Source organism: Mesorhizobium sp. LHD-90 (genome assembly GCF_030929505.1).
Lineage (GTDB): Bacteria > Pseudomonadota > Alphaproteobacteria > Rhizobiales > Rhizobiaceae > Kumtagia.
Map to the genome: position 1 here is coordinate 225546 of NZ_JAVFVV010000007.1, position 21151 is coordinate 246696.

The window sequence follows — 21151 nt, forward strand, 5'->3', positions numbered from 1 at the left end:
GCGTCCGGGCGAATTGCAATGATCGAGGGCTGTCTGTCAGGCGGCCTTGCGGACCGGGAACTGGATTTCCACCAGCGCCGCCGCGAGGCCTGGCGATCCGACAACGGGTTCGAGGAACACCTCGCGGCAGGAGCCTGCGATTTCGCAGCCGTTCGCCTCGATCCATGTGCCGATGGCACCGAAGGAGGAGTGGCTGGTCGGATCGGTCCCCACTCTGACGATCGTCGCCATGGTTGCGACCGCCGGAAGTTCGCTTGGTTTCAGGACGTGGTCGCCGGCTATGCGCACGCTGGCATTCGAGGGGCGTGTCAGCGAAAAGCCGATCTCAAGCTCAAGCTTCTCGTCTTCGTGATCGTTGCGCGCCACGACGACGAGCTTGTCGCGAAGGGCTATGCGGACCTGACGGCCACCGTCGTCGGCGACCGCGCGGATCATATGCACCGCCTCTTCCATGTCCTGGCACGAGCATTTCAGCGCCAGGAAGGGCGTGGCAGGGACGGACTTCACGACAACGTCGTAGCCATCCATTCCGTCTTCCCGGTCGATCTGCGCGATTCGCGATTCGATGTGCCGGAGCCGTGCCTCCTCCTCGCGCAGCGACTGCTCGACCTGCGAGCGCTTGATGATCAGCATCCCCCGCAGCTCTACTGGAGAAATCTCGTTCTCCAGCAGCGGCGCGATCTGGTCGAGCGAAAGGCCAAGCTCCTTGAGTGCAAGGATGCGATTCAGGCGCGGGAGCTGCCGTATGCTGTAATAGCGATAGCCGGTCTGAGGGTCGGTCCGGGCCGGCCGCAGCAGGTCGATCTGGTCGTAGAAACGCAACTGCCGTCCCGACACCTGGGCGATCTGGGCAAACTCGCCTATCCGAAACACCGACGCCTCCTTGTCCGATCATGCGGACACCTTGTGGCGGTTTGACGCGGCGTCAAAGTCAAGCGGAAAATCGAGGGCGGCGGCAAGCCCCGATCGCGGCGGGTTATGAGGCCGGCACCTCCGCTTCACACGGCGTCGCGCTACCCCCTCAATGCCCGGCGCAAGATCTTGCCGACCGGCGTCTTCGGCAGTTCGGTGCGGAATTCGATGTAGCGGGGGCGCTTGTAGCCCGTAAGATTTTCCTTGCAGAAGTTGCGGATCATATCCTCGGTCAGCGCCGAGTCCTTTTTCACAACGAACAGCTTTGGCACTTCGCCGGAATGCTCGTCCGGCACGCCAATGGCGGCGACTTCCAGCACGCCGGGCAGGCGGGCGACGACGTCCTCCAACTCGTTCGGATAGACGTTGAAGCCCGAGACCAGGATCATGTCCTTCTTGCGGTCGACGATCTTGGTGAAACCCCGGTCGTCCATGAAACCCATGTCGCCTGACTTGAAGTAGCCGTCGGCGGTCATCACCTTGGCAGTCTCGTCGGGCCGGTTCCAGTAACCGGCCATCACCTGCGGCCCGCGGATGCAGATCTCGCCGATCTGGCCGAGCGGCAGGTCGTTGCCGTCGTCGTCGCGAATGGCGATGTCGGTGGAGGGCAGCGGCAGGCCGATCGTGCTGGTGAAGGCGGCGCCGTTGACGCGGTTGGCGGTGGCCACCGGCGAGGTCTCCGACAGGCCGTAGCCCTCGGTGATGTTGACCTTGGTCGCCTCGAGCCATCGGTCGGCGACCGCCTTCTGCACCGCCATGCCGCCCGCCAGCGTCAGCACCAGCGCGGAGAAATCGAGCTTGCGGAATTCCGCGTTGTTGAGCAGCGCGTTGAACAGCGTGTTGAGGCCGGGGAAGAAGTGGTAGGGCTGTTTGCCCAGTTCCTTGACGAAGCCTGGAATGTCGCGCGGGTTGGGAATCAGGATGTTGAGCGCGCCCTGTTGCACGCCCATCAGCGCGTTCACCGTCAGCGCGAAGATGTGATAGAGCGGCAGCGCGCAGATGAAGGTCAGGTTTTCCGGCTTGGCCTTTATGCTGTAGGCGTCCTCCACCCACAGCTTCAACTGCTCGACATTGGACAGGATGTTGCGATGGGTGAGCGTCGCGCCCTTGGCGACGCCGGTCGTGCCGCCCGTATATTGCAGGAAGGCGACGTCGTCGGGGCCGACTTGGACGGATTTCAAAGTGCTGCCGGTCTTCAGCGTGGCGGGGAAGGGCGTGTGGCCGGGCAGCGACCAGGCCGGCACCAGCTTCTTCACCTTGCGCACGACGAAGTTGACGATGAGCCCCTTGAGGCCGAGCATGTCGCCCATGGTCGCGACCACGACGTGCTTGACCGAGGTATGCGCCACCACCGCCTGCAGCGTCGCTGCAAAATTTTCGAGGATGACGATCGCCTCGGCGCCGGAATCTTTGAGCTGATGCTCCAACTCGCGCGGCGTGTAGAGCGGATTGACGTTCACCACGATGTAGCCGGCGCGCAATATGCCCATCATCGCGACGGGATATTGCAGCACGTTCGGCATCATGATGGCGACCCGCGCGCCCTTCGCCAGTCCCTTGGATTGCAGATAGGCGCCGAACGCCGCGGACTTGGTCTCCAGGTCGGCATAGGTGATCGCCTTGCCCATGCAGGCGAAGGCCTGCCGGCCGGAATAGCGTTTGCAGGCATCGGTCAGCAGGTCGCCGATCGATCGGTCGGGAAGCGGTCCGATCTCGGCCGGAACCTCCTTCGGATAGCTGTTGAGCCAGGGCCTTGCGACCGGCGCGCCCGCCTCGCTCGTGGATGTCGCCATGATACCTCCCGTCGGCGGCCGCTTCTCGTTCCACCTTCGAGGCAAGCGGCGCTCCTACATTTGTATTGCGCCGGCTTCGGCGGTGGCAAGCCTGACGCGGCACAACCGCGCTCACGCCGCGTAAACACCGAGGCAGTGGCTGGAGTCCCTGCCTCGGAGCCCTCCGAAGTTGTAGCTGACACGGTACGTCCATGCCCTCGCTGGAAGCCAAAACTATAGGGCTAAGGAACAATAATCCAAAAACGCGGCCTTCACAAAAATACCATTTTCTTCCCAAGCGGAAATCGTATGGGGTGTTCCAAACCCCGGGAAACGGTGCTTATATGCCGCCTTCGCGAGCCTGCTAGAGGGGCTTGGAAGAAATATCAGGGAGTAACCAATGATAAGGAAACTGACTTTCGCGGCCGCGCTTCTGGCTGCTACCGCGCTGACGGGAGCGGCGCACGCGAAGACGTTCGTCTTCTGCTCGGAAGCCTCGCCGGAAGGGTTCGATCCGGGAATCTATACCGCGGGCACCACCTTCGATGCGGCGGCGCACACCGTCTACAACGGCCTTCTGCAGTTCAAGCCGGGAACCACCGAGCCGGTCGCCGCACTCGCCGAAAGCTGGACGATCTCCGACGACGGCCTGCAGTACACGTTCAAGCTTCGCCCCGGCGTGAAGTTCCAGACGACCGAATTCTTCACCCCGACCCGGGAATTGAACGCCGACGACGTGATCTTCTCGTTCGAGCGCCAGTGGAAGGCCGAAAATCCCTGGAATAAGTATGTCGAGGGCGCCTCCTGGGAGTATTTCGCCGGCATGGGCATGGGCGAACTGCTCGACAAGGTCGAGAAGGTCGACGACCTGACGGTGAAATTCACGCTGAAGCGCAAGGAAGCGCCGTTCCTGGCGAACGTCGCCATGCCCTTCGCCTACATCATGTCGAAGGAATATGCCGACAAGCTGCAGGCCGACGGCAAGATGAACCAGATGAACCAGCAGCCGCTCGGCACCGGTCCGTTCCAGTTTGTCGCCTACCAGCAGGACGCGGTGATCCGCTACAAGGCCAATCCGGACTATTGGGGCGGCAAGCAGAAGATCGACGACCTGGTCTTCGCCATCACCACCGACGCCTCGGTGCGCTACCAGAAGCTGAAGGCCGGCGAATGCCACCTGATGCCCTATCCGAATCCGGCCGACGTTGCCACGATGAAGACTGACCCGAACCTGAAGGTCGCCGAGCAGGAAGGCCTGAACGTCGCCTACCTCGCCTACAACACGACGCAGGCGCCGTTCGACAAGGTCGAGGTGCGCAAGGCGCTCAACATGGCAATCAACAAGCAGGCGATCGTGGACGGCGTCTTCCAGGGCCTGGCGACCGCCGCCAAGAACCCGATCCCGCCGACCATGTGGTCCTACAACAACGCCGTCGAGGACGACAAATACGATCCGGAAGCGGCCAAGAAGATGTTGGCCGATGCCGGCGTCAAGGACCTGTCGATGAAGGTCTGGGCGATGCCCGTGTCGCGTCCCTACATGGTCAACGCGCGCCGCGCCGCCGAGCTGATCCAGGCCGATCTCGACAAGGTCGGCGTCAAGGCCGAGATCGTCTCCTACGAATGGGCCGAATATCTCGACAAGTCGAAGGCGAAGGACCGCGACGGCGCCGTCATCCTCGGCTGGACCGGCGACAATGGCGACCCGGACAACTTCCTCGACACGCTGCTCGGCTGCGACGCCGTCGGCGGCAACAACCGCGCGCAGTGGTGCAACAAGGAGTTCGACGATCTGGTCACCAAGGCCAAGGAGGCGAGCAGCCAGGAAGAGCGCACCAAGCTCTACGAAGAGGCGCAGGTGATCTTCAAGAAGGAAGCGCCGTGGAACACGCTCGACCACTCGCTCTCCGTCGTTCCGATGCGCAAGGGCGTCGAGGGCTTCACCCAGAGCCCGCTCGGCGACTTCAAGTTTGACGGCGTCGACATTGTGGAATAACGCCGTATAGGCCACGATAGCGGGGCGCTCGTAACGCGGGCGCCCCTTTTTCTTATCCGCAATAAGGCAGCCGGCGCAGACCGGCGCCACGGCGGGAGACATAGATGTTCCGATTTTTGGTTGGCCGGCTGCTGATCCTGATACCGACATTCATCGGTGTCTCGCTGCTGGCGTTCTTTCCGATCCGGCTTCTGGCCGGCGATCCGGTCGCGCTGCTCTCGGGCGAGCGCGTGATGTCGCCGGAACGCCATGCCGAGATCTCGCACCAGCTCGGCCTCGACCGGCCCTACATCGTACAATACTTGGATTATCTCTGGAAAATCCTGCACGGCGATTTCGGCGTGTCGATTTCCCAGAAGCAGCCGGTTCTCGACCAGTTCTTCCAGCTCTTTCCCGCCACGCTCGAACTGTCGCTCTGCGCCATCATCTTCGCCATAATCATCGGCATTCCGGCCGGCATCCTCGCCGCCGTCAAGCGAGGGTCGTTCCTCGATCAACTCGTCATGGGCACGGCGCTGATCGGCTTTTCCATGCCGATCTTCTGGTGGGGCCTGCTGCTGATCATCCTGTTCTCCGGCATATTGCAATGGACGCCGGTGTCGGGCCGCATCTCGCTGATGTATTTCTTCCCCTCGGTCACCGGCCTGATGCTGGTCGACTCGCTGCTGTCGGGAGAGCCCGGCGCCTTCAAATCCGCGGTCAGCCATTTGATCCTGCCGACCATCGTGCTCGGCACCATCCCGCTCGCCATCATCGCGCGGCAGACGCGCTCGGCCATGCTGGAGGTGCTGTCGGAGGATTATGTCCGCACCGCGCGCGCTAAGGGCCTGTCCACCTTCCGGGTCGTCGGCGTCCATGCGCTGCGCAACGCGCTGATCCCGGTGGTGACGACCATCGGCCTGCAGGTCGGCGTCATGCTGGCCGGCGCCATCCTGACGGAATCGATCTTCTCTTGGCCCGGCGTCGGCAAGTGGATGGTCGATTCGGTGTCGCGCCGCGACTATCCCGTCATCCAGGGCGGCCTGCTGATCATCGCCGGCCTTGTCATGGTGGTGAACCTGATCGTCGACCTGCTCTACGGTCTCATCAACCCGCGCATCAGGCACTGAGGAGAAGACCATGGCAGACGCAGCCTCCCCCGTGCCCGCCGCCGCGATCAACACCGACCCGTCGCGCCGCGCCCGGCTCGCCGAGTTCTGGTACTATTTCTCGGAGAACCGCGGCGCCGTCGCCGGCCTGTGCTTTTTCATCTTCCTCGTTCTCCTGGCGATCTTCGCGCCGTTCATCGCGCCGCACGCGCCGCAGGAGCAGTATCGCGACGCGGTGCTGGTGCCGCCCTTCTGGCAGGAGGGCGGGCGCACCGCCTTCCTGCTCGGCACCGACCAGGTCGGCCGCGACCTGCTCTCGCGCCTTATCTACGGCACCCGCTATTCGCTGTTCATCGGCGTCATCGTCACCTTTATCGCTCTGACGGGAGGCATATTGCTCGGCGTGATTGCCGGCTATTTCCGTGGCTGGGTCGACACGCTGATCATGCGCGTCATGGACGTGATCCTGGCCTTCCCGTCGCTGCTGCTGGCGCTAGTCCTGGTGGCCATTCTCGGGCCGGGCCTGACCAATGCGATGATCTCGGTGGCCGTGGTCTATCAGCCGCATTTCGTGCGCCTGACCCGCGCCGCCGTGATGGCCGAGAAATCGCGCGACTATGTTGTCGCCGCGAAGGTCGCCGGGGCGGGGCCGCTCCGGCTGATGTTCAAGACCATCCTGCCCAACTGCATGGCGCCGCTGATCGTGCAGGCGACGCTGTCCTTCTCCAACGCCATCCTCGATGCGGCAGCCCTCGGCTTCCTGGGCATGGGCGCGCAGCCGCCGACGCCCGAATGGGGCACCATGCTTGCCGAGGCGCGCGAGTTCATCCTGCGCGCCTGGTGGGTGGTGACGCTGCCGGGCCTGGCCATCCTGGTCACGGTTCTCGCCATCAACCTGATGGGCGATGGCCTGCGCGACGCGCTCGACCCGAAGCTGAAGCGGAGCTGAGGCACGCTCTCAATGGAGCTCGATCGTAACCACTTCGCGCACGTTGCGGGCGCCGCGCCTGTCGCCCGGCACGATGATGCGCAGGCCGTCCTCGAACGGCTTGCCGTCGACCTCGGTGGCGACCATCATCGCGGTATTGCCGAAATCCGGATGGATCTCGCCGACCGAAAAGGCGATGCGGTAGCCGTCGCGGCCGGTGACCACAAACGTCCTGGCGAGCTCTTCGTTATGTCCGATCCCATCGAACGCCTTGTTGGCCTTGAGCACCTCCCAGAACAGCACGCCCTTGTAGTGGCCGCTGGAAGGACCTTTCGAGGTCTGGAAGCTGACATCCTTCTCGACCGCCGGCAGCTTCGACAGATTCTCCGGATTGATCAGGACCGGCGCCGGGCCGATGCCAATGAGTTCGACCGTGTCGATCTTGGCCGCCGCGTCCTGCGCCCGCGCGAGTGGAGCGAACGCAATCATGGCCGCGATGAGCAGGAAACGAAGCATCGTCATAGGGAATTTCCTCGTTATGTCCGACCGGATAGTACGATTCGGGCAGGCCGGCGGCAATCGCCTATCGACCTGCCGATAGGGATAGGGCCGCTATTTCACGGATTGGCGGCTCTGCCGAGTTTTCAAGTCTCGAACGACCAGGTGCAAAAATGCCTCTGCTAGAAATCGAAAACCTGGTCGTCGAATTCCAGACGGCGTCCGGCATGTTCCGCGCGGTCGATGGCGTGTCGCTGGCCGTCAGCGAGCGCGAGGTGCTGGCGATCGTCGGCGAATCCGGGTCGGGCAAGTCGGTGTCGATGCTGGCGGTGATGGGCCTGCTGCCCTGGACCGCCAAGGTGACTGCTGACAAGATGACCTTCGGCGGCCGCGATCTTCTTTCGCTCACACCTTCCGACAGGCGAAAAATGGTCGGCAAGGACATGGCGATGATCTTCCAGGAGCCGATGGCAAGCCTCAACCCCTGCTTCACCGTCGGCTTCCAGATCGAGGAGGTGCTCAAGGTCCACATGGGCCTCGACCGCAAGGCGCGCCGGGCGCGGGCCATCGAACTCTTGAAGCTGGTCGGCATCCCGCAGCCGGAGGAGCGCCTCAACTCCTTCCCGCACCAGATGTCGGGCGGCCAGTGCCAGCGCGTGATGATCGCCATCGCGCTCGCCTGCAATCCGAAGCTGCTGATCGCCGACGAGCCAACCACGGCGCTTGACGTCACGATCCAGAAACAAATCCTCGACCTACTGATGCGGCTGCAGGCCGAACACGGCATGGCGCTGATCATGATCACCCACAATATGGGCGTGGTCGCCGAAACGGCCGACCGCGTCATCGTCCAGTACAAGGGTCGTAAGATGGAGGAGGCCGACGTGCTTTCCCTGTTCGAGAACCCCAAAAGCAACTACACGAGGGCGCTGCTGTCGGCGCTGCCGGAGAACGCCACCGGCGACCGGCTGCCGACGATCGGCGAATTCATGACCGACGGCGGATTCAGGAGCGCAGCGCAATGACCGGCCCCATTCTGGAAGGCAGGAACATCGTCCGCGACTACCATATGCGCGGCGGCATATTCGGCAAGGCGCGCACCGTCCACGCGGTCAAGGGTGTCAGCTTCAAGGTCGACAAGGGCAAGACACTGGCGATCGTCGGCGAAAGCGGCTGCGGGAAGTCGACGCTTGCCCGCATCATTACACTGATCGACCAGGCGACCGCCGGCGACCTGATCATCGAAGGCAACAAGGTCGATATTGCCAAGGGCAGCCTGACGCCGGAGATGCGCCGCAAGGTGCAGATCATCTTCCAGAATCCTTACGGCTCGCTCAACCCGCGCCAGAAGATTGGCGACGTGCTCGGCGAGCCGCTGGTGATCAACACCGACAAGAGCGCCGAGGAACGACGCGACCTCGCCATGAAGATGCTGAAAAAAGTCGGGCTGGGGCACGAGCACTACAACCGATATCCGCACATGTTCTCCGGCGGCCAGCGCCAGCGCATCGCGATTGCCCGCGCGTTGATGCTCAATCCAAGCCTGCTGGTGCTCGACGAGCCGGTCTCGGCGCTCGACCTGTCCGTGCAGGCGCAGGTGCTGAACCTTCTGGCTGACCTGCAGGACGAGTTCCAACTGACCTATGTCTTCATCAGCCACGACCTGTCCGTGGTGCGATACATCGCCGACGACGTTATGGTGATGTATTTCGGCGAGGCCGTGGAGTACGGCAGCCGCGACTCCGTCTTCTCCGATCCCCAGCACAGCTACACCAGGACGCTGTTCGCGGCGACACCGCGCGCCGACGTCGACAGCATCAAGGCGAGGCTGGCGCGCAAGACGGCCGCATAGCGTGGCGCAGATATGCCGCCGCGGCCGCGAGGACGGCCGGGCGATGCAACCGTTCACATTTTCGGGAGCAGTCCGGCTTTGAGTTCGAAGACTCAGCTCCAACGGCCTGTATTGGCTTGATGACTGGTATTTTACCCTATTTACAGCCTCTTCACGGCGGCAATTGACCTTTCCGCGGCTTGCTGCCAATGGATTGCAGTGCGTTTCCAGCGCAATCTGGGGTGGCGTCGCATGGTGCGGGGTGAGGTATTGAGATCCGCCGGTGCCTGGGGCCTGTCAAATGGGCGGGGCGCGTTGCGCCCACCGGCCGCAATCCTCCGTTTCCGTCTCGTGGATAGCATTCGGGCGGTTCTTGTCCGCCTCGCCGCCCTGGCGCTGGTGGGGCTGCTCTTTGCGTCTTCTGCCCACGCGCAGAGCTGCGCCGATCTCCTCAGGATGGCGTCGCGCGGCGGCGGCGCGAGCAGCCCGGAGGCGGCGGCGCTGACCCGGCAACTCATCGCGCTTCAGGCGCTGGAGCGAAAACGCCAATGTTCTTCCAGGGCGAGGGGCGGCTTCTTCAACCCCTGCGCGGAACTCCAGGTAAAAAAGGCGGACGTCCAAAGGCGGCTTTCGAGAGCGAAAGGCGGCGGCGCGGCCGCGTTGCGCGCCCGGGCGGCGGCGATGGGCTGCGTCGTTGAGAGGCGCAAGGCGACGAGCGTGGCCGGGCGCTCGGGTCCGTCCGGACCCTATGTCGGAAGCAACGCCATGCTCTATTGCGTGCGGGTGGCCGACGGCTATTTCTTCCCGGTTCCGGGCGCCCAGTTCCTCGATTCCGGCGACTACAAGGACACGGTCGATCAGTGCCGGTACATCTGCAAAGGCAGCGAGACGGCGGTCTACAGGTTGGACGACGGCGGGCTCGAGACGGAAGAGATGGTCTCGGTCGAGACCGGAAAACCCTACAAGGAACTGCCGACCGCCTTTGCCTACCGCGACAGCGCGAACTTTGAGGGGTGCGATTTCCCGAGCTATTACCGCCGCGTCGAGGAAGCGCGGGCCCGCACGGTGACACCGCGGAACATGGAGAACGCCTTGATTCCGTTGCCGAAACAGCGGCCAGAAGACATGCCGCCGCTGATGGCGCTGACCGAGGAGAAGGCTCCTGCGCCGGCTCTTGCCAAGATGCCGACCGACAGGCCGGTGCGCGTCGTTGGCCCGAATTTCTTCCCCGAAGAATAGGGCGTGACAGGCTTTCGGGCCGGGATGATTTTCCGCGCCGACGACCTCCGGACCTATGATGCAAGTCGCGTGAACATCGGAAGATTGAATTATTACAATGGGTTGCCGTGAAGGGCGTTCGGAACTCTCGCCACCGGCTTCGCGCGCGACCGATTTTTGCGGGTCCGCGGCCGTCTTCGAGCATTTTGAGCTGACATACAGGCGCCTTTTCTTTCGCCAATCGATCCGTTTTGCGGCGATGGCGCGACGCCCCCCTCGGCGGTGCAAGACGGTGGGCGACGCTCTCAAACCATTCGCAAAAAGCGTGTAGGCAAGGACCAGGCGAATTGGGCCAAGGTTACAATCGTTGAGTATCGCCGTATATGACGGATACGCAATCTGAACCTTGGAAGAGCTAAGAACCAACCGGTTGGTTGACAATCACCAGGCGTTGGCTAGGATCGTGATGCCGTTTGCGCCGGGCTCCATTCGATGTCCCAAACCACAGTCCGACCCGTTGTCGTTTCGCTCCTGCGGGCTGGATTTGCGTTGCCGGCGAGCGCCGGTGGCGGGTACGCGCGATGAACGCCCACGACGTCATCATTGTCGGCGCGGGAGCGGCGGGCTGCGTGCTGGCAAACCGGCTGAGCGCCGATCCGGCCCGCAAGGTGCTGCTGCTTGAGGCCGGCCCGGCGGGTATGCCGGTCACGGCAAAGATGCCGGGCGCCTGGATAAGCCTGATCGACACCGAATATGACTGGAAATACCACACAGTGCCGCAGGCGCGCTGCTTCGGCCGCCGCATCGCCTGGCCGCGCGGCCGGCTGCTCGGCGGCTCGGGCTCGACCAACGCCATGGTCTATATGCGCGGCTCCCCGTCGGACTACGACCGCTGGCGTGGCAAAGGCTGCCTCGGCTGGGGTTTTGACGATTTGCTGCCGTGGTTTTGCAAGTCGGAGAACAATCCGCGCCTGGCCGGTTCGCCCATGCATGGCGACAGCGGCGAATTGCTGGTGGTCGACGTGCCGAACCACGATCCGGCGGAAAAATTGTGGGTCGAGGCGGCGAAGGAATACGGCCTGCCGTTCAATGACGACTTCAACAGCGGCGACCAGTATGGCTGCGGCTTCTTCCAGGTGTTCATGAAGGACGGCGAGCGCTGCGGCCCGGCCACCGCCTTCCTCGATCCGGTGCTGTCGCGGCCGAACCTGACGGTGGTCACTTCGGCGACGGCAACAAAAATCCTGATCGACAAGGGTAGGGCGCGCGGCATCGAATATTTGCATTTCGGCAAGGTCGAGACGGCTTTTGCCGACAGCGACGTGGTGCTGGCCGGGGGCACGGTGAACAGCCCGCATCTGCTGTTGCTGTCGGGCATCGGCCCGGCGGACGAACTGAAGACTTGCGACGTAGAGCCGGTCCACGACCTGCCCGGCGTCGGGCGCACGATGCAGGACCATCTGAATGTCGTCGTCACCTTCTCGACGCGGGAGAAATTCGGCATCGGCGGCATCAGTGAGGCGGAATGGGTGGAGGCCACGCAGGAGTGGGGCGACCGGCGCAGCGGCGCGCTGGCCAACCCTTGGTCGACCAGCGGCGGCCAGGCGAAATCGCGGCCGGAGTTGGCCGAACCGGACCTGCAGATCTACGGCATCGCCACGCCGCATCGCGACCACGCGCGCTATCTTTCGACCGTGCCGGGAATCTCGATGTTCACCGTGCTGCAGCGGCCGAAGAGTGTTGGCACGCTGTCGCTGCGCTCCGCCGATCCGCTGATGCATCCGGCGATCGACCCAAAATACCTGTCCGATCCCGACGGCGACGATCTGGCTACTCTGGTCGATGCCGTAGCCTTGAGCCGCGGCATCGCGGCGACGAAAACCCTGTCGCGGCTGGGACTGGCCGAGATGTCTACATCGGCGGAGGCGCGAAGCCGCGATGAGATCGCGACGTTCGTCCGCGCCCAGTGCCAGTCTATCTACCATCCGACCAGCACTTGCCGGATGGGAGTGGACCACGAGGCCGTGGTCGATCCGGCCACGCTCAGGGTGCACGGGCTGGAGGGCTTGCGCGTCTGCGATGCTTCCGTGTTTCCTGACGTGGTCGCCAGCAACATCATGGCGACGGTGATGATGATCGCCGAACGCGGCGCCGAGTACATGAAGAACTGAGGGAGGAAGAATTGGCTGAAGTCACGGAAAGCCTGCTGCGCACCTATGTCGAGTCGGACGGCCTGGCGCTGGCCGAACTGGTACACAAGGGCGAGGTCTCGCCGCTGGAACTGGTGGAGGCGGCTGTCGTCACCATCGAGAAGCTGAACCCGACGCTCAACGCGGTGATCCACAAGCATTACGACATGGCGCGCGAGGCGGCGCAAAGCGTCGATCGCAAGGCGCCCTTCGCCGGCGTGCCCTATCTGCTCAAGGAACTGGCGACATCCTGGAAAGGTTCGCCCAACACCAATTCGTCCTATTATCTCAAGGACGTGGTGTCGGATTTCGACGCCGAGGTGGTGACGCGTATCAAGAAGGCCGGCTTCCTGCTGGTCGGCAAATCGAACGCGCCCGAGAATGGCTGGTCGATCTCGACCGAGCCGAAACTTTTCGGCGCGACCGTCAATCCGTGGCGCGCTGAAGTGACTGCGGGCGGCTCCAGTGGTGGCTCCTGCTCGGCGGTGGCATCGCGCATGGTGCCGGTGGCCGAATCCAGCGACGCGGCGGGGTCGATCCGCGTACCCGCCTCCTGCTGCGGCGTGCTCGGCCTGAAACCGTCGCGCGGCCGGGTGACGATGGCGCCTTATGCCGACGCATGGCACGGCTGCGCCTATTTCCTCGCCAACACCCGCTCGGTGCGCGACACCGCCGCCTATCTTGACGCGGTCGCCGGCGCGCTGCCTGGCGATCCCTACCAGCCGCCGGTACCGGAGAAGAGCTGGCTCGAATTGTCGCGCCATGCGCCGAAGAAGCTGCGGATCGCCTATTCGGTGACGCCGCCGGACGGCAGGGGCATCGACCCTGAGGTCAAGCAGGTGGTGCTCGACACGGCCAAGCGGCTTGAAAACCTCGGCCACACGGTCGAGGAGCACAATATGGCGCTCGACGCCGACAATGCCTGGAAGACCTACACCCATATGAGCTGCGTGCAGACGGCGGCGGTCTTCGACTGGCTGGCGGCTGTGGTCGGCCGACCGGTGACGAAGGACGATGTCGAGCCGATCACCTGGGCGATCATCGAGCGCGGCCGGGCGACCAGCGGCATCCGCCATATTTCGGATGTGGAGGCGGTGCGCCAGATGGGGCGGGCGATCGCAATGGACCTCGACGCCTACGACATTTTCCTGACGCCGACGCTGACGAACCTGCCGCGGCCGGTCGGCTTCTACGACATGTCGACTACTGACCTCGACGCCTACAACGATCTGTGGAGCGACGGCGTGTTCATGTTCCCGTTCGACATGTCCGGGCAGCCGGCGATGTCGATCCCGGTCGGCATGTCGAAATCCGGCGTGCCGATCGGCGTGCAGGCGGTCGGCCGCTATGGCGACGAGGCGACCATCCTGGCGCTCGCCACGGTGCTGGAGCAGGAGGTGCCGTGGGCTGGGAGAAGGCCGAAGGTAGCTGCTTGAGGATTTTGCGCGCCCCCTCCACCGCCTTCGGCGGTCCCCCTCCCCCGTAAACGGGGGAGGATCCAGGGCGTGCCGGCGGTGCCGCTGATCCTCCCCTGCGAAGCGGGGGAGGGGGACCATGCGAAGCATGGTGGAGGGGGCGCGACGAAGTTAGAACAAGATAGGAAACGTAGGGATAACCCATGTCGCTCACAGATCAGATCCCGCGATCTTTTGGCAGCGAGGCGGAACTCGACGATTTCATGTCGGCGCCGTCGCCGGAACTGGTGCGCGACCTCAAAAGCGTACCGGGCGACATTTTGATCCTCGGTGTGGGCGGCAAGATGGGGCCGACGCTGGCGCGCATGGCCAAGCGCGCCGTTCCTTCGAAGCGTGTCGTCGCCGTGGCGCGTTTTTCCGCGGCCGGGCTGCGCCAGGAACTGGAGGCGCATGGCATCGAGACAATCGCCTGCGACCTGCTCGACGCCGAGGCGGTGAAAAAACTGCCGCGGCTCGAGAACGTCGTATTCATGGCCGGCTTCAAGTTCGGCGCGCAGGCCGATCCCGGCCAGACCTGGGCGATGAACGTGCAGGTGCCGGCGACCGTCGCCGATGTTTTTCGCACCTCGCGCATCGTCACCTTCTCGACCGGCTGCGTCTATCCTTTCGCGACGGTGCGCGAGGGCGGCAGCACCGAGGACGTGCCGCCCAACCCGCCGGGTGAATATGCGATCACCTGCTTTGGGCGCGAGCGCATGTTCGAGCATTATTCGAAGGTTCACGGCACGCCGGGCGTGCTGTTCCGGCTGAATTACGCGATCGACCTTCGCTATGGGGTCTTGCACGACATTGCCAAAAACATCCTCGACGGCAAGCCGATCGACGTGTCGATGGGCCATGTCAACGTCATCTGGCAGGGCGACGCCTGCTCGCAGGCGCTGCGCTGCCTCGCGCATTGCGCCACGCCGCCGCTGCCGATCAATGTCAGCGGGCCTGAGATCCTGCCGGTGCGCTGGCTGGCGCAAGAACTCGGCCGGCGGCTAGGCAAGGAGCCAGTGATCGTCGGCGAGGAGGCGGAGCGCTCCTGGCTGACCAACACGGCGCGCGCTGCGCAACTCTTCGGCTATCCGAAAGTCCCGGCCCTGACCATGCTCGACTGGGTGGCCGACTGGCAGCTTGCCGGCGGCCGCAGCCTCGGCAAGCCGACGAAATTCGAGGTCCGAAGTGGTTCCTATTGACGTCGAGGACGTCCTTGTCGGCCGTGCCGATATCGAGGATGCCCTGCGGCTCTCCGACGAGGCGGGCTGGAACCAGACGCCGGACGATTGGGCGGTGTTCGTTGATCACGGTGAAGCTTATGGCGTCCGCGCCGGCAGCCGGCTGGTCGCGACGGCAGCGATCCTGCCTTACGGTGGCGGTTTCGGCTGGGTTTCGATGGTGCTGGTGACGGCGGATTGGCGCCGGCGCGGTTTAGCCTCGCGGCTGTTGAACCGCTGCATATCGGCATTGCGGGCGAGGGGCTGTGCCGCGCTGCTCGACGCCACGCCGGAAGGCGCGCTGATCTACGGCCAACTCGGTTTCCGCGGCAAATGCGAAATGACGCGGTGGCGGGGGAGGGGGCTTGGCGAGGTGTCCGGCCAATCCGTGACGGAGGAGTTCGCCGTAAGTGATGGGTTACAGAAAGCAATCGCTGCCGCCGACCGTGTCGACATTCTGGCGCGGGACATGCCGGCCTTCGGCGGAGACCGAGGGTTCCTCCTGGAGAATTTCCTCGACCGGCCGGGCACGGCAGCCATTGGGGACGGCCGGAACTTTGTCGTCCTGCGCGAAGGCAGGCGCGCCACCCAGATCGGCCCGCTGGTCGCCGGCTCCGGCGCCGAGGCGCGTGACTTGCTGGAGGCGGCGCTCGCGGCCGTTTCGGGGCCGGTCATCCTCGACGTGCTCGACGCCGGGACAGGCTTGAATGCGGTGCTCGACAAAAGCGGGTTCGAGGCGTTCCGGGGATTCGAGCGCATGGTGCTGGACCGGCCCGATCTGCCGGGCGAGCCGGCGGCGCTGATGGTCGCCGCCGGGCCGGAGTTTGGGTAGGGCGCCTCGCCTGTCTCGGGTGGAGGCCGGGATTGTCAATCTCGCTGCCGTCGGCATGCCGCCTATCGCGACGTCCGGATGGTAAGCTTCAACGCAAGCCTGAACGCGATCCTGCTGACGAACAGGGTCAGGCAGAAGGCGATCGGCCACGCGATGATGAACTGCTTCGGCCATTCGCTGAGCCAATGCATCGTTGGCCCAAGGGCTATGAGGCTCATGATGCCGGACATCGACGCGGCCATCATCAAGGCAATGAAGACCTGGGCGACGAGGAGTGTTTTCTTGTCAGTCATGTCATTCTCGATATTGCGGATCGGAGAATGACGGGTCGTTGCCGACCTCACCACGCACCAATCCCGGTTCAGGTTGGTGCCGTGGGTTCGCGCCGTAGCGCGACTGATCCCGCGAGGCGCGGGGACCGGAATAACCAACCGGCCGCAATCTTTTCGACGCGCCAGCCTTACTGTTCCGCCATCGCTGGTGTCAAGGCGGCCGCGCTCCGCTTCAAGCCATTGCCTGCCTGCGTAAGCCAGGCCAGTCGCCGGTGGGCTTGAACGACCGGTCAGGATGCCGGGATCGCGCCTTTTCCAGCAAGCTTGACGACAGGGCGAGCCGCTTCGCCAGCACCCGTCGCAGCCACCAGCAGCGCGTGCTCGTCGAGCCCGGCATTGTCCATGACCGCCGAGACGCGGCCGTGGCGCACGACGGCGATGCGGTGGCTGAGCGCCAGCACTTCGTTGAGCTCCGACGAGATCAGGATGATCGCGACGCCTTCGGCCGACAGGCGGCGCAGCACGGCATAGATCTCCTCCCTCGCGCCGACATCGACGCCGCGGGTGGGCTCGTCGCAGATCAACACTTTCGGCCGCGCGAGCAGGGCGCGCGCGAACAGCACCTTTTGCTGGTTGCCGCCGGACAGCGAGCCGATCGGCGTGTCGAGCGAGGCGGCGACGAGGCGAAGGCCACGCAGCACTTCGCCGGCTTCGGCGCGCTCGCGTCCGAGCCGCAGGAACCCGCCAGGCGCGAAGCGGCCGAGCGAGGCGGCGGTGGCGTTGCCGGTCACCGCGAGCGGGCCAAAAATGCCGTCGCGCTTGCGATCCTCCGTCATGTAGACGACGCCCGCTGCGAGCGCCTTGGCCGGATCGTCGGGCAGAGGGGCGCCGTTGAGTGTCGCGGAAAACCCGTCACGACGGCGCAGGCCGGCGATGCGGTGGGCAATCGAGGTGCGGCCGGTGCCGACCAGCCCGGCAAGGCCCCAAATTTCGCCCGCGCGAATGTCGATGACGGCTCCGTCCTCGGAAAGGCCGCTGACCGAAAGCACGGTCCTGCGCTGACCGTCGATCGGTGTGGGCGCGGCGTTGGCGGAGACGTCGCGGCCGGTCATCAGCCGGATCAGCTCGACTGATATGAGCGCGGCCTTGTCGCGGGTGGCGACCAGCGCGCCATCGCGCATCACGGAAACTTTGTCGGCGATCTCGAAAATCTCTTCGAGACGGTGCGAGATGTAGAGGATCAGCAGGCTCTGTTGGCGCAGCGTGCGGATGACGGCGAACAGTTTTGCCTGCTCGGCGATCGACAGCACCGCTGTGGGTTCGTCGAGGATGAGGATTCGGGCCTCGGTGGCCAGCGCCCGCGCCAGTTCGACGAGCTGGCGGTCGGCGACGCCGAGCGCACCGACCGGCGTGTCGGGCGAGAGCGCGATGCCGAAGCGGCCGAGCAGGTTTGCGGCGGCGCGCGAGGCGGCGCGGCGGTCGACCACGCCGAAGCGGCCTCGAAACTCGCGGCCGAGAAAGATGTTGTCGGCGACGGTGAGTTCCGGGATCGAGCTGAACTCCTGGTAGACGATGGCGACGCCGGCGTTGCGGGCATCGGCGGGCGAGGCGAAGGCGACCGGCTGGCCGGCGATGGCGATCGTGCCCGAGGTCGGGTGGATGGTGCCGGAAAGAATGTTCATCAGCGTCGACTTGCCGGCGCCGTTGGCGCCGCAGACGGCATGCACCTCGCCGCTCTCGGCGGCGAAGTCCACATGGTCGAGCGCCAGCACGCCGGGGAACCGGCGTGTCAGCGCGTGGGTTTCGAGCAGCGGCATGGCGCTTGCGGTCGTTCGGCCTTACTGCGGCAAAAATTCCTTGGGCAGGTCGGTCTTGAACCAGTCGTCGGGGCGGTCCGGCTCGTTCAGCTTGGCGGCTTCGGCGGGATCGAGGTAGCGGGTGGGCACCACCACGGCGGTGGTCGTCGGCTTGCCGGTCAGGATGTTCACCGCCTGCTTGACCGCCTCTCGGCCGACGTCCAGGCCGCTGGTGACCGAGCCCCACTTGCCCTCCTTGGCCACGAGTTTTGTCCAGCCATTGTAATCGTCGCCGGGCGACAGCGTCAGCTCGCCAAGCCGGCCGGCCTCGTCGAAGGCCTCGTAGATGCCCATCGACATCTGACCGGCAGGCGAGAAGGCGCCGTCGATCTCGGGAAAGCGCTGAAGGAGGTTTTCCGTCAACTGCTTGGCTTTTGCGCGGTCCCAGTCGCCATATTCCGAGCTGATCAACTCCATGTCGGGATAGTTCTTCAGCACCTCCTGCAGTACGGCGAGTTGCACCACGGCGGCCGACGAGCCGGCGATCGGCAGCATGGCGAAGACTTTTCCCTTGCCGTCCAGCGATTTGGCGAAATTGGTGGCGACCTGCTCGGAATAGCTCCACTGGTTGACATAGGCGTTGGAGGTAACAGCGGGATCGCGCATAAAATTGTAGCCGATGTTGATGGTGACCACGCCCTTCTCGTGCGCCTTTTGCAGCACCGGCAGGATCGCCTTCTCGTCGACCGGCCAGAACAGGATGGCGTCGACGCCGCTGGTCAAGAGATCCTCGATGTCGGCCGCCTGCTTGGTCGGGTTGAAGGCGGCGTCGGTGACCTTGACCTCCTTGATCTCGGGATGCAGCGAGGCCTCGTATTTCACCGACTGCGCGGTGAAATTGATCCAGGCGTTGCTGAGATAGCCCGCCGACAGGCCAATCCTGAGGTCGCCGTCCTTCTTGTATTTGGAGGTGTCGAGCGGCTCCTTCGCCCAATTCATGATCTGGTCGTAGGTTTCCTTCTTGGTCAGGTCCATGTCCTGCGCGACCGAGGCTCCGGTCGTGAAGGCGCCGATCATCGCCGCGGCGATGAAGGGTTTGAGATAGCGACGCATTTTTCTTACTCCCCTGCTGGTTGCTATTGTTGACTGCGACCGCCGCCGCGGCTGCCGATCCACGAATGGGCGGCCGAGGCGGCGATGATGATCAGGCCCTTGATGGTGAGTTGCGCGGCGAAGGGCAGCCCGGCGACATTGGCGAGGTTGAGCGCGATGAACAGCACCATGACGCCGGCAAAAGTGCCGCCGACGCTGCCACGGCCGCCGGCAAAGGTGGTGCCGCCGAGCACGACGGCGGCAAGAACGTCGAATTCCATGCCGGCGCCGGGATTGGTGCCGGACACGCCGGTGCGCGCCAGCAGCGCAAGGCCGCCGAGGCCGGCGAACAGGCCGGAGACGATGTAGGCGACGACGGTAATGCGGGTGACCGGCAGGCCGGCCAGCCGCGCCGCTTCGGGATTGGCGCCGACGAGATAGACGCCACGGCCGAAGCGGGTGCGCGATTGCAGGAAGATGCCGATGGCGACCGCGGCGAGCAGGCAGATCACCAGCACCGGCAGGACGTTGCCGAAGATGCGGCTGTTCAAAACCTCGCGGAACCCCGGCGAGACGATGCCGCGCGCCGTGCCGCCGGTGCCCATCTGGACGAGGCCGTAGACGACGATCGACATGCCGAGCGTGACGATGAAGGCCGACACTTTTCCGTGGGCGATGACCAGGCCGTTGGCCAGCCCGATTGCCGCGCCGCAGGCCGATGCCGCCGCGACGCCGAGCCAGAGGTTTTCCGGCTTGCCGTCCATCACCAACGCGCAGACGACGGCGCTCATCGACACGATCGCACCGACCGAGAGGTCGACGCCACGCAACAGCATGACGAAGGTGACGCCGACGGCAGCGATGCCGACGGGGGCCGCCTGGCGCACCAGATTGGTGAGATAGTTCAGCTTGAAAAAGGCGTCGGAGGCGAGGCCGGCCAGCAGGAGAAGAACGGCGAGCACGATCCACACCGCCGCCTTGTCCAGCGACGGAAGGCTGAAGCCCGGCCGCGCGGGGCTCGCCACCGCACTCATGCCGGCTGCGCCAGCCGTCGCGGACGGTCGGCGAGGATGGCGAGGATGACGATCAGGCCCTTCACGACGATCTGGGTGAAGGCCGGCACCTGCAACAGGTTGAGCAGGTTGCTGAGCACGCCGAGGAACAGCACTGCGCCGAGGATGCCGGCGACGCTGACCTTGCCGCCCTTCAGCGGCGTGCCGCCGAGCACGACGGCGACGATGGCGTCGAGTTCCAGACCGTTGCCGGCATTGGGAAAGCCGGTGCCGAGACGCCCGGCGACCAGAAGCGCGGCAAGGCCGGCGCAGAGGCCCGAGACAAGATAGGTGATGCGGGTGAGCGAGAACAGGTTCAAGCCGGCCTTGCGGGCGGAGTCGGGGCTGTTGCCCATGGCCAGCAGGTGCCAGCCGAAGATCGAGCGCTGCAGCCCGTACCAGGTGGCGACGGCGACGGCGACCACCAGCAACAGCGACACCGGGATGCCCAGGATGCGGCCATTGGCGAGAAAGCCGATCGACGGCGCCGCCTGGCCGATGCTGCGGTCGGTCAGCATGAAGATGCAGCCCTGAAGCACGCTGAGCATGCCGAAGGTGAGGATCAGCGGCGACATACGTAGCCGGTTGATCAACTCGCCGTTGATCAGCCCTATCAGCGCGGCGAGCGCCAGGCAGCCGGCGACGACGGCAAGCGTCATGCCGGGAAAGGCCTCGAACAACATGCAGGCGACGACGGTGATCAGCCCAACCAGTTGACCGACCGAGAGGTCGATCATGCCGCCGGCGATCACGAAGGCCTGGCCGAGCGCCAGGATGGCCAGAGTCGAGGACTGGTCGAGCACATTGGCGAGGTTGGAAAGAGTGCGGAATTGAGGGACGGAGACTATGCCGGCCAGCACCAGCGCGGCCAAGGCCCAGTAGATGCGGGGCAGTCCTGGGATGAGCGGGGCGCCTATGGCCGGGGGCCGCATTTGCATTCTGTCCCCAAAGTAACTAAGTAGTTGGTTATCACGGTGTGGACGACCGGTCAATATAGGCTGGCT

At 64.6% G+C, this 21151-nt stretch carries 18 protein-coding genes; 10 read left to right on the forward strand and 8 right to left on the reverse strand.

What is annotated here, in order from left to right; genetic code table 11:
- Window positions 1-36: 36 nt before the first annotated feature.
- Both RB623_RS12170 and RB623_RS12175 read right to left on the reverse strand, forming a co-directional pair.
- A complete protein-coding gene (locus tag RB623_RS12170) occupies window positions 37-873 on the reverse strand; it encodes a MerR family transcriptional regulator (protein WP_308057083.1) in 837 nt (278 codons plus the stop codon).
- 140 nt (window positions 874-1013) lie between these two features.
- Window positions 1014-2705, reverse strand: coding sequence for a long-chain-fatty-acid--CoA ligase (locus RB623_RS12175; protein ID WP_308057084.1), 1692 nt, complete (start codon window positions 2703-2705; stop codon window positions 1014-1016).
- A 379-nt stretch (window positions 2706-3084) separates the two neighbouring features.
- On the opposite strand from RB623_RS12175, the gene RB623_RS12180 reads away from it, so the two are divergent.
- The 3 genes from RB623_RS12180 (at window position 3085) to RB623_RS12190 (ending at window position 6717) form a co-directional block, all read left to right on the forward strand.
- Window positions 3085-4680 (forward strand): ABC transporter substrate-binding protein, encoded by a 1596-nt coding sequence (locus tag RB623_RS12180; protein WP_308057085.1) that lies wholly within the window; start codon window positions 3085-3087, stop codon window positions 4678-4680.
- A 104-nt stretch (window positions 4681-4784) separates the two neighbouring features.
- Complete coding sequence (locus tag RB623_RS12185) at window positions 4785-5789, forward strand: ABC transporter permease subunit (protein WP_308057087.1); 1005 nt, start codon at window positions 4785-4787, stop codon at window positions 5787-5789.
- Window positions 5790-5799: 10 nt separating this feature from the next.
- Entirely contained in the window at window positions 5800-6717 is a 918-nt protein-coding gene (locus tag RB623_RS12190) for an ABC transporter permease subunit (RefSeq protein ID WP_308057088.1), read from the forward strand.
- A 9-nt stretch (window positions 6718-6726) separates the two neighbouring features.
- Here the strand turns inward: RB623_RS12190 and RB623_RS12195 are convergent, their stop codons facing one another.
- The gene (locus RB623_RS12195; protein ID WP_308057089.1) at window positions 6727-7218 is read right to left on the reverse strand and encodes a hypothetical protein; all 492 of its coding nucleotides are present in this window, start codon (window positions 7216-7218) and stop codon (window positions 6727-6729) included.
- 149 nt (window positions 7219-7367) lie between these two features.
- Between RB623_RS12195 and RB623_RS12200 the strand changes: the two genes are divergently transcribed.
- The 7 genes from RB623_RS12200 to RB623_RS12230 all read left to right on the forward strand — a co-directional run bounded on the left by RB623_RS12200 (window position 7368) and on the right by RB623_RS12230 (window position 15935).
- Window positions 7368-8219 (forward strand): ABC transporter ATP-binding protein, encoded by an 852-nt coding sequence (locus tag RB623_RS12200; RefSeq protein WP_308057090.1) that lies wholly within the window; start codon window positions 7368-7370, stop codon window positions 8217-8219.
- The gene (locus tag RB623_RS12205) at window positions 8216-9046 is read left to right on the forward strand and encodes a dipeptide ABC transporter ATP-binding protein (RefSeq protein ID WP_308057091.1); all 831 of its coding nucleotides are present in this window, start codon (window positions 8216-8218) and stop codon (window positions 9044-9046) included. The genes RB623_RS12200 and RB623_RS12205 overlap by 4 nt, the downstream gene beginning before the upstream one ends.
- Window positions 9047-9376: 330 nt before the next feature.
- Window positions 9377-10264 (forward strand): DUF2865 domain-containing protein, encoded by an 888-nt coding sequence (locus RB623_RS12210; protein WP_308057092.1) that lies wholly within the window; start codon window positions 9377-9379, stop codon window positions 10262-10264.
- A 560-nt stretch (window positions 10265-10824) separates the two neighbouring features.
- Window positions 10825-12414, forward strand: coding sequence for a GMC family oxidoreductase N-terminal domain-containing protein (locus tag RB623_RS12215; protein WP_308057093.1), 1590 nt, complete (start codon window positions 10825-10827; stop codon window positions 12412-12414).
- 11 nt (window positions 12415-12425) lie between these two features.
- Entirely contained in the window at window positions 12426-13868 is a 1443-nt protein-coding gene (locus RB623_RS12220) for an amidase (RefSeq protein ID WP_308057094.1), read from the forward strand.
- 182 nt (window positions 13869-14050) lie between these two features.
- Window positions 14051-15085 carry an NAD(P)-dependent oxidoreductase gene (locus tag RB623_RS12225; RefSeq protein WP_308057095.1) on the forward strand — a complete coding sequence of 345 codons (1035 nt, stop codon included), beginning with the start codon at window positions 14051-14053 and terminating at the stop codon, window positions 15083-15085.
- Window positions 15072-15935 (forward strand): GNAT family N-acetyltransferase, encoded by an 864-nt coding sequence (locus tag RB623_RS12230; RefSeq protein ID WP_308057096.1) that lies wholly within the window; start codon window positions 15072-15074, stop codon window positions 15933-15935. The genes RB623_RS12225 and RB623_RS12230 overlap by 14 nt, the downstream gene beginning before the upstream one ends.
- 62 nt (window positions 15936-15997) lie before the next feature.
- Here the strand turns inward: RB623_RS12230 and RB623_RS12235 are convergent, their stop codons facing one another.
- From RB623_RS12235 to RB623_RS12255, 5 genes are all read right to left on the reverse strand, one after another.
- A complete protein-coding gene (locus tag RB623_RS12235) occupies window positions 15998-16228 on the reverse strand; it encodes a DUF2798 domain-containing protein (protein ID WP_308057097.1) in 231 nt (76 codons plus the stop codon).
- Between the two features lie 269 nt (window positions 16229-16497).
- Window positions 16498-18024: a sugar ABC transporter ATP-binding protein gene (locus RB623_RS12240; protein ID WP_308057098.1), complete on the reverse strand. Its 1527-nt coding sequence runs from the start codon at window positions 18022-18024 to the stop codon at window positions 16498-16500.
- A 21-nt stretch (window positions 18025-18045) separates the two neighbouring features.
- Complete coding sequence (locus RB623_RS12245) at window positions 18046-19116, reverse strand: substrate-binding domain-containing protein (RefSeq protein ID WP_308057099.1); 1071 nt, start codon at window positions 19114-19116, stop codon at window positions 18046-18048.
- Window positions 19117-19139: 23 nt separating this feature from the next.
- Entirely contained in the window at window positions 19140-20129 is a 990-nt protein-coding gene (locus RB623_RS12250) for an ABC transporter permease (RefSeq protein WP_308057100.1), read from the reverse strand.
- Window positions 20126-21079 carry an ABC transporter permease gene (locus RB623_RS12255; protein WP_308057101.1) on the reverse strand — a complete coding sequence of 318 codons (954 nt, stop codon included), beginning with the start codon at window positions 21077-21079 and terminating at the stop codon, window positions 20126-20128. Before RB623_RS12255 ends, RB623_RS12250 begins: the two co-directional genes overlap by 4 nt.
- Window positions 21080-21151 lie beyond the last annotated feature (72 nt).

Bases quoted from the DNA above. Each gene is read 5' to 3' on its own strand.
- RB623_RS12200 (WP_308057090.1), top strand. From the start codon at position 7,368: ATGCCTCTGCTAGAAATCGAAAACCTGGTCGTCGAATTCCAGACGGCG.
- RB623_RS12255 (WP_308057101.1), bottom strand. From the start codon at position 21,079: ATGCGGCCCCCGGCCATAGGCGCCCCGCTCATCCCAGGACTGCCCCGC.
- RB623_RS12185 (WP_308057087.1), top strand. From the start codon at position 4,785: ATGTTCCGATTTTTGGTTGGCCGGCTGCTGATCCTGATACCGACATTC.
- RB623_RS12240 (WP_308057098.1), bottom strand. From the start codon at position 18,024: ATGCCGCTGCTCGAAACCCACGCGCTGACACGCCGGTTCCCCGGCGTG.
- RB623_RS12215 (WP_308057093.1), top strand. From the start codon at position 10,825: ATGAACGCCCACGACGTCATCATTGTCGGCGCGGGAGCGGCGGGCTGC.
- RB623_RS12180 (WP_308057085.1), top strand. From the start codon at position 3,085: ATGATAAGGAAACTGACTTTCGCGGCCGCGCTTCTGGCTGCTACCGCG.
- RB623_RS12195 (WP_308057089.1), bottom strand. From the start codon at position 7,218: ATGACGATGCTTCGTTTCCTGCTCATCGCGGCCATGATTGCGTTCGCT.
- RB623_RS12190 (WP_308057088.1), top strand. From the start codon at position 5,800: ATGGCAGACGCAGCCTCCCCCGTGCCCGCCGCCGCGATCAACACCGAC.
- RB623_RS12205 (WP_308057091.1), top strand. From the start codon at position 8,216: ATGACCGGCCCCATTCTGGAAGGCAGGAACATCGTCCGCGACTACCAT.
- RB623_RS12235 (WP_308057097.1), bottom strand. From the start codon at position 16,228: ATGACTGACAAGAAAACACTCCTCGTCGCCCAGGTCTTCATTGCCTTG.
- RB623_RS12175 (WP_308057084.1), bottom strand. From the start codon at position 2,705: ATGGCGACATCCACGAGCGAGGCGGGCGCGCCGGTCGCAAGGCCCTGG.
- RB623_RS12245 (WP_308057099.1), bottom strand. From the start codon at position 19,116: ATGCGTCGCTATCTCAAACCCTTCATCGCCGCGGCGATGATCGGCGCC.
- RB623_RS12250 (WP_308057100.1), bottom strand. From the start codon at position 20,129: ATGAGTGCGGTGGCGAGCCCCGCGCGGCCGGGCTTCAGCCTTCCGTCG.
- RB623_RS12225 (WP_308057095.1), top strand. From the start codon at position 14,051: ATGTCGCTCACAGATCAGATCCCGCGATCTTTTGGCAGCGAGGCGGAA.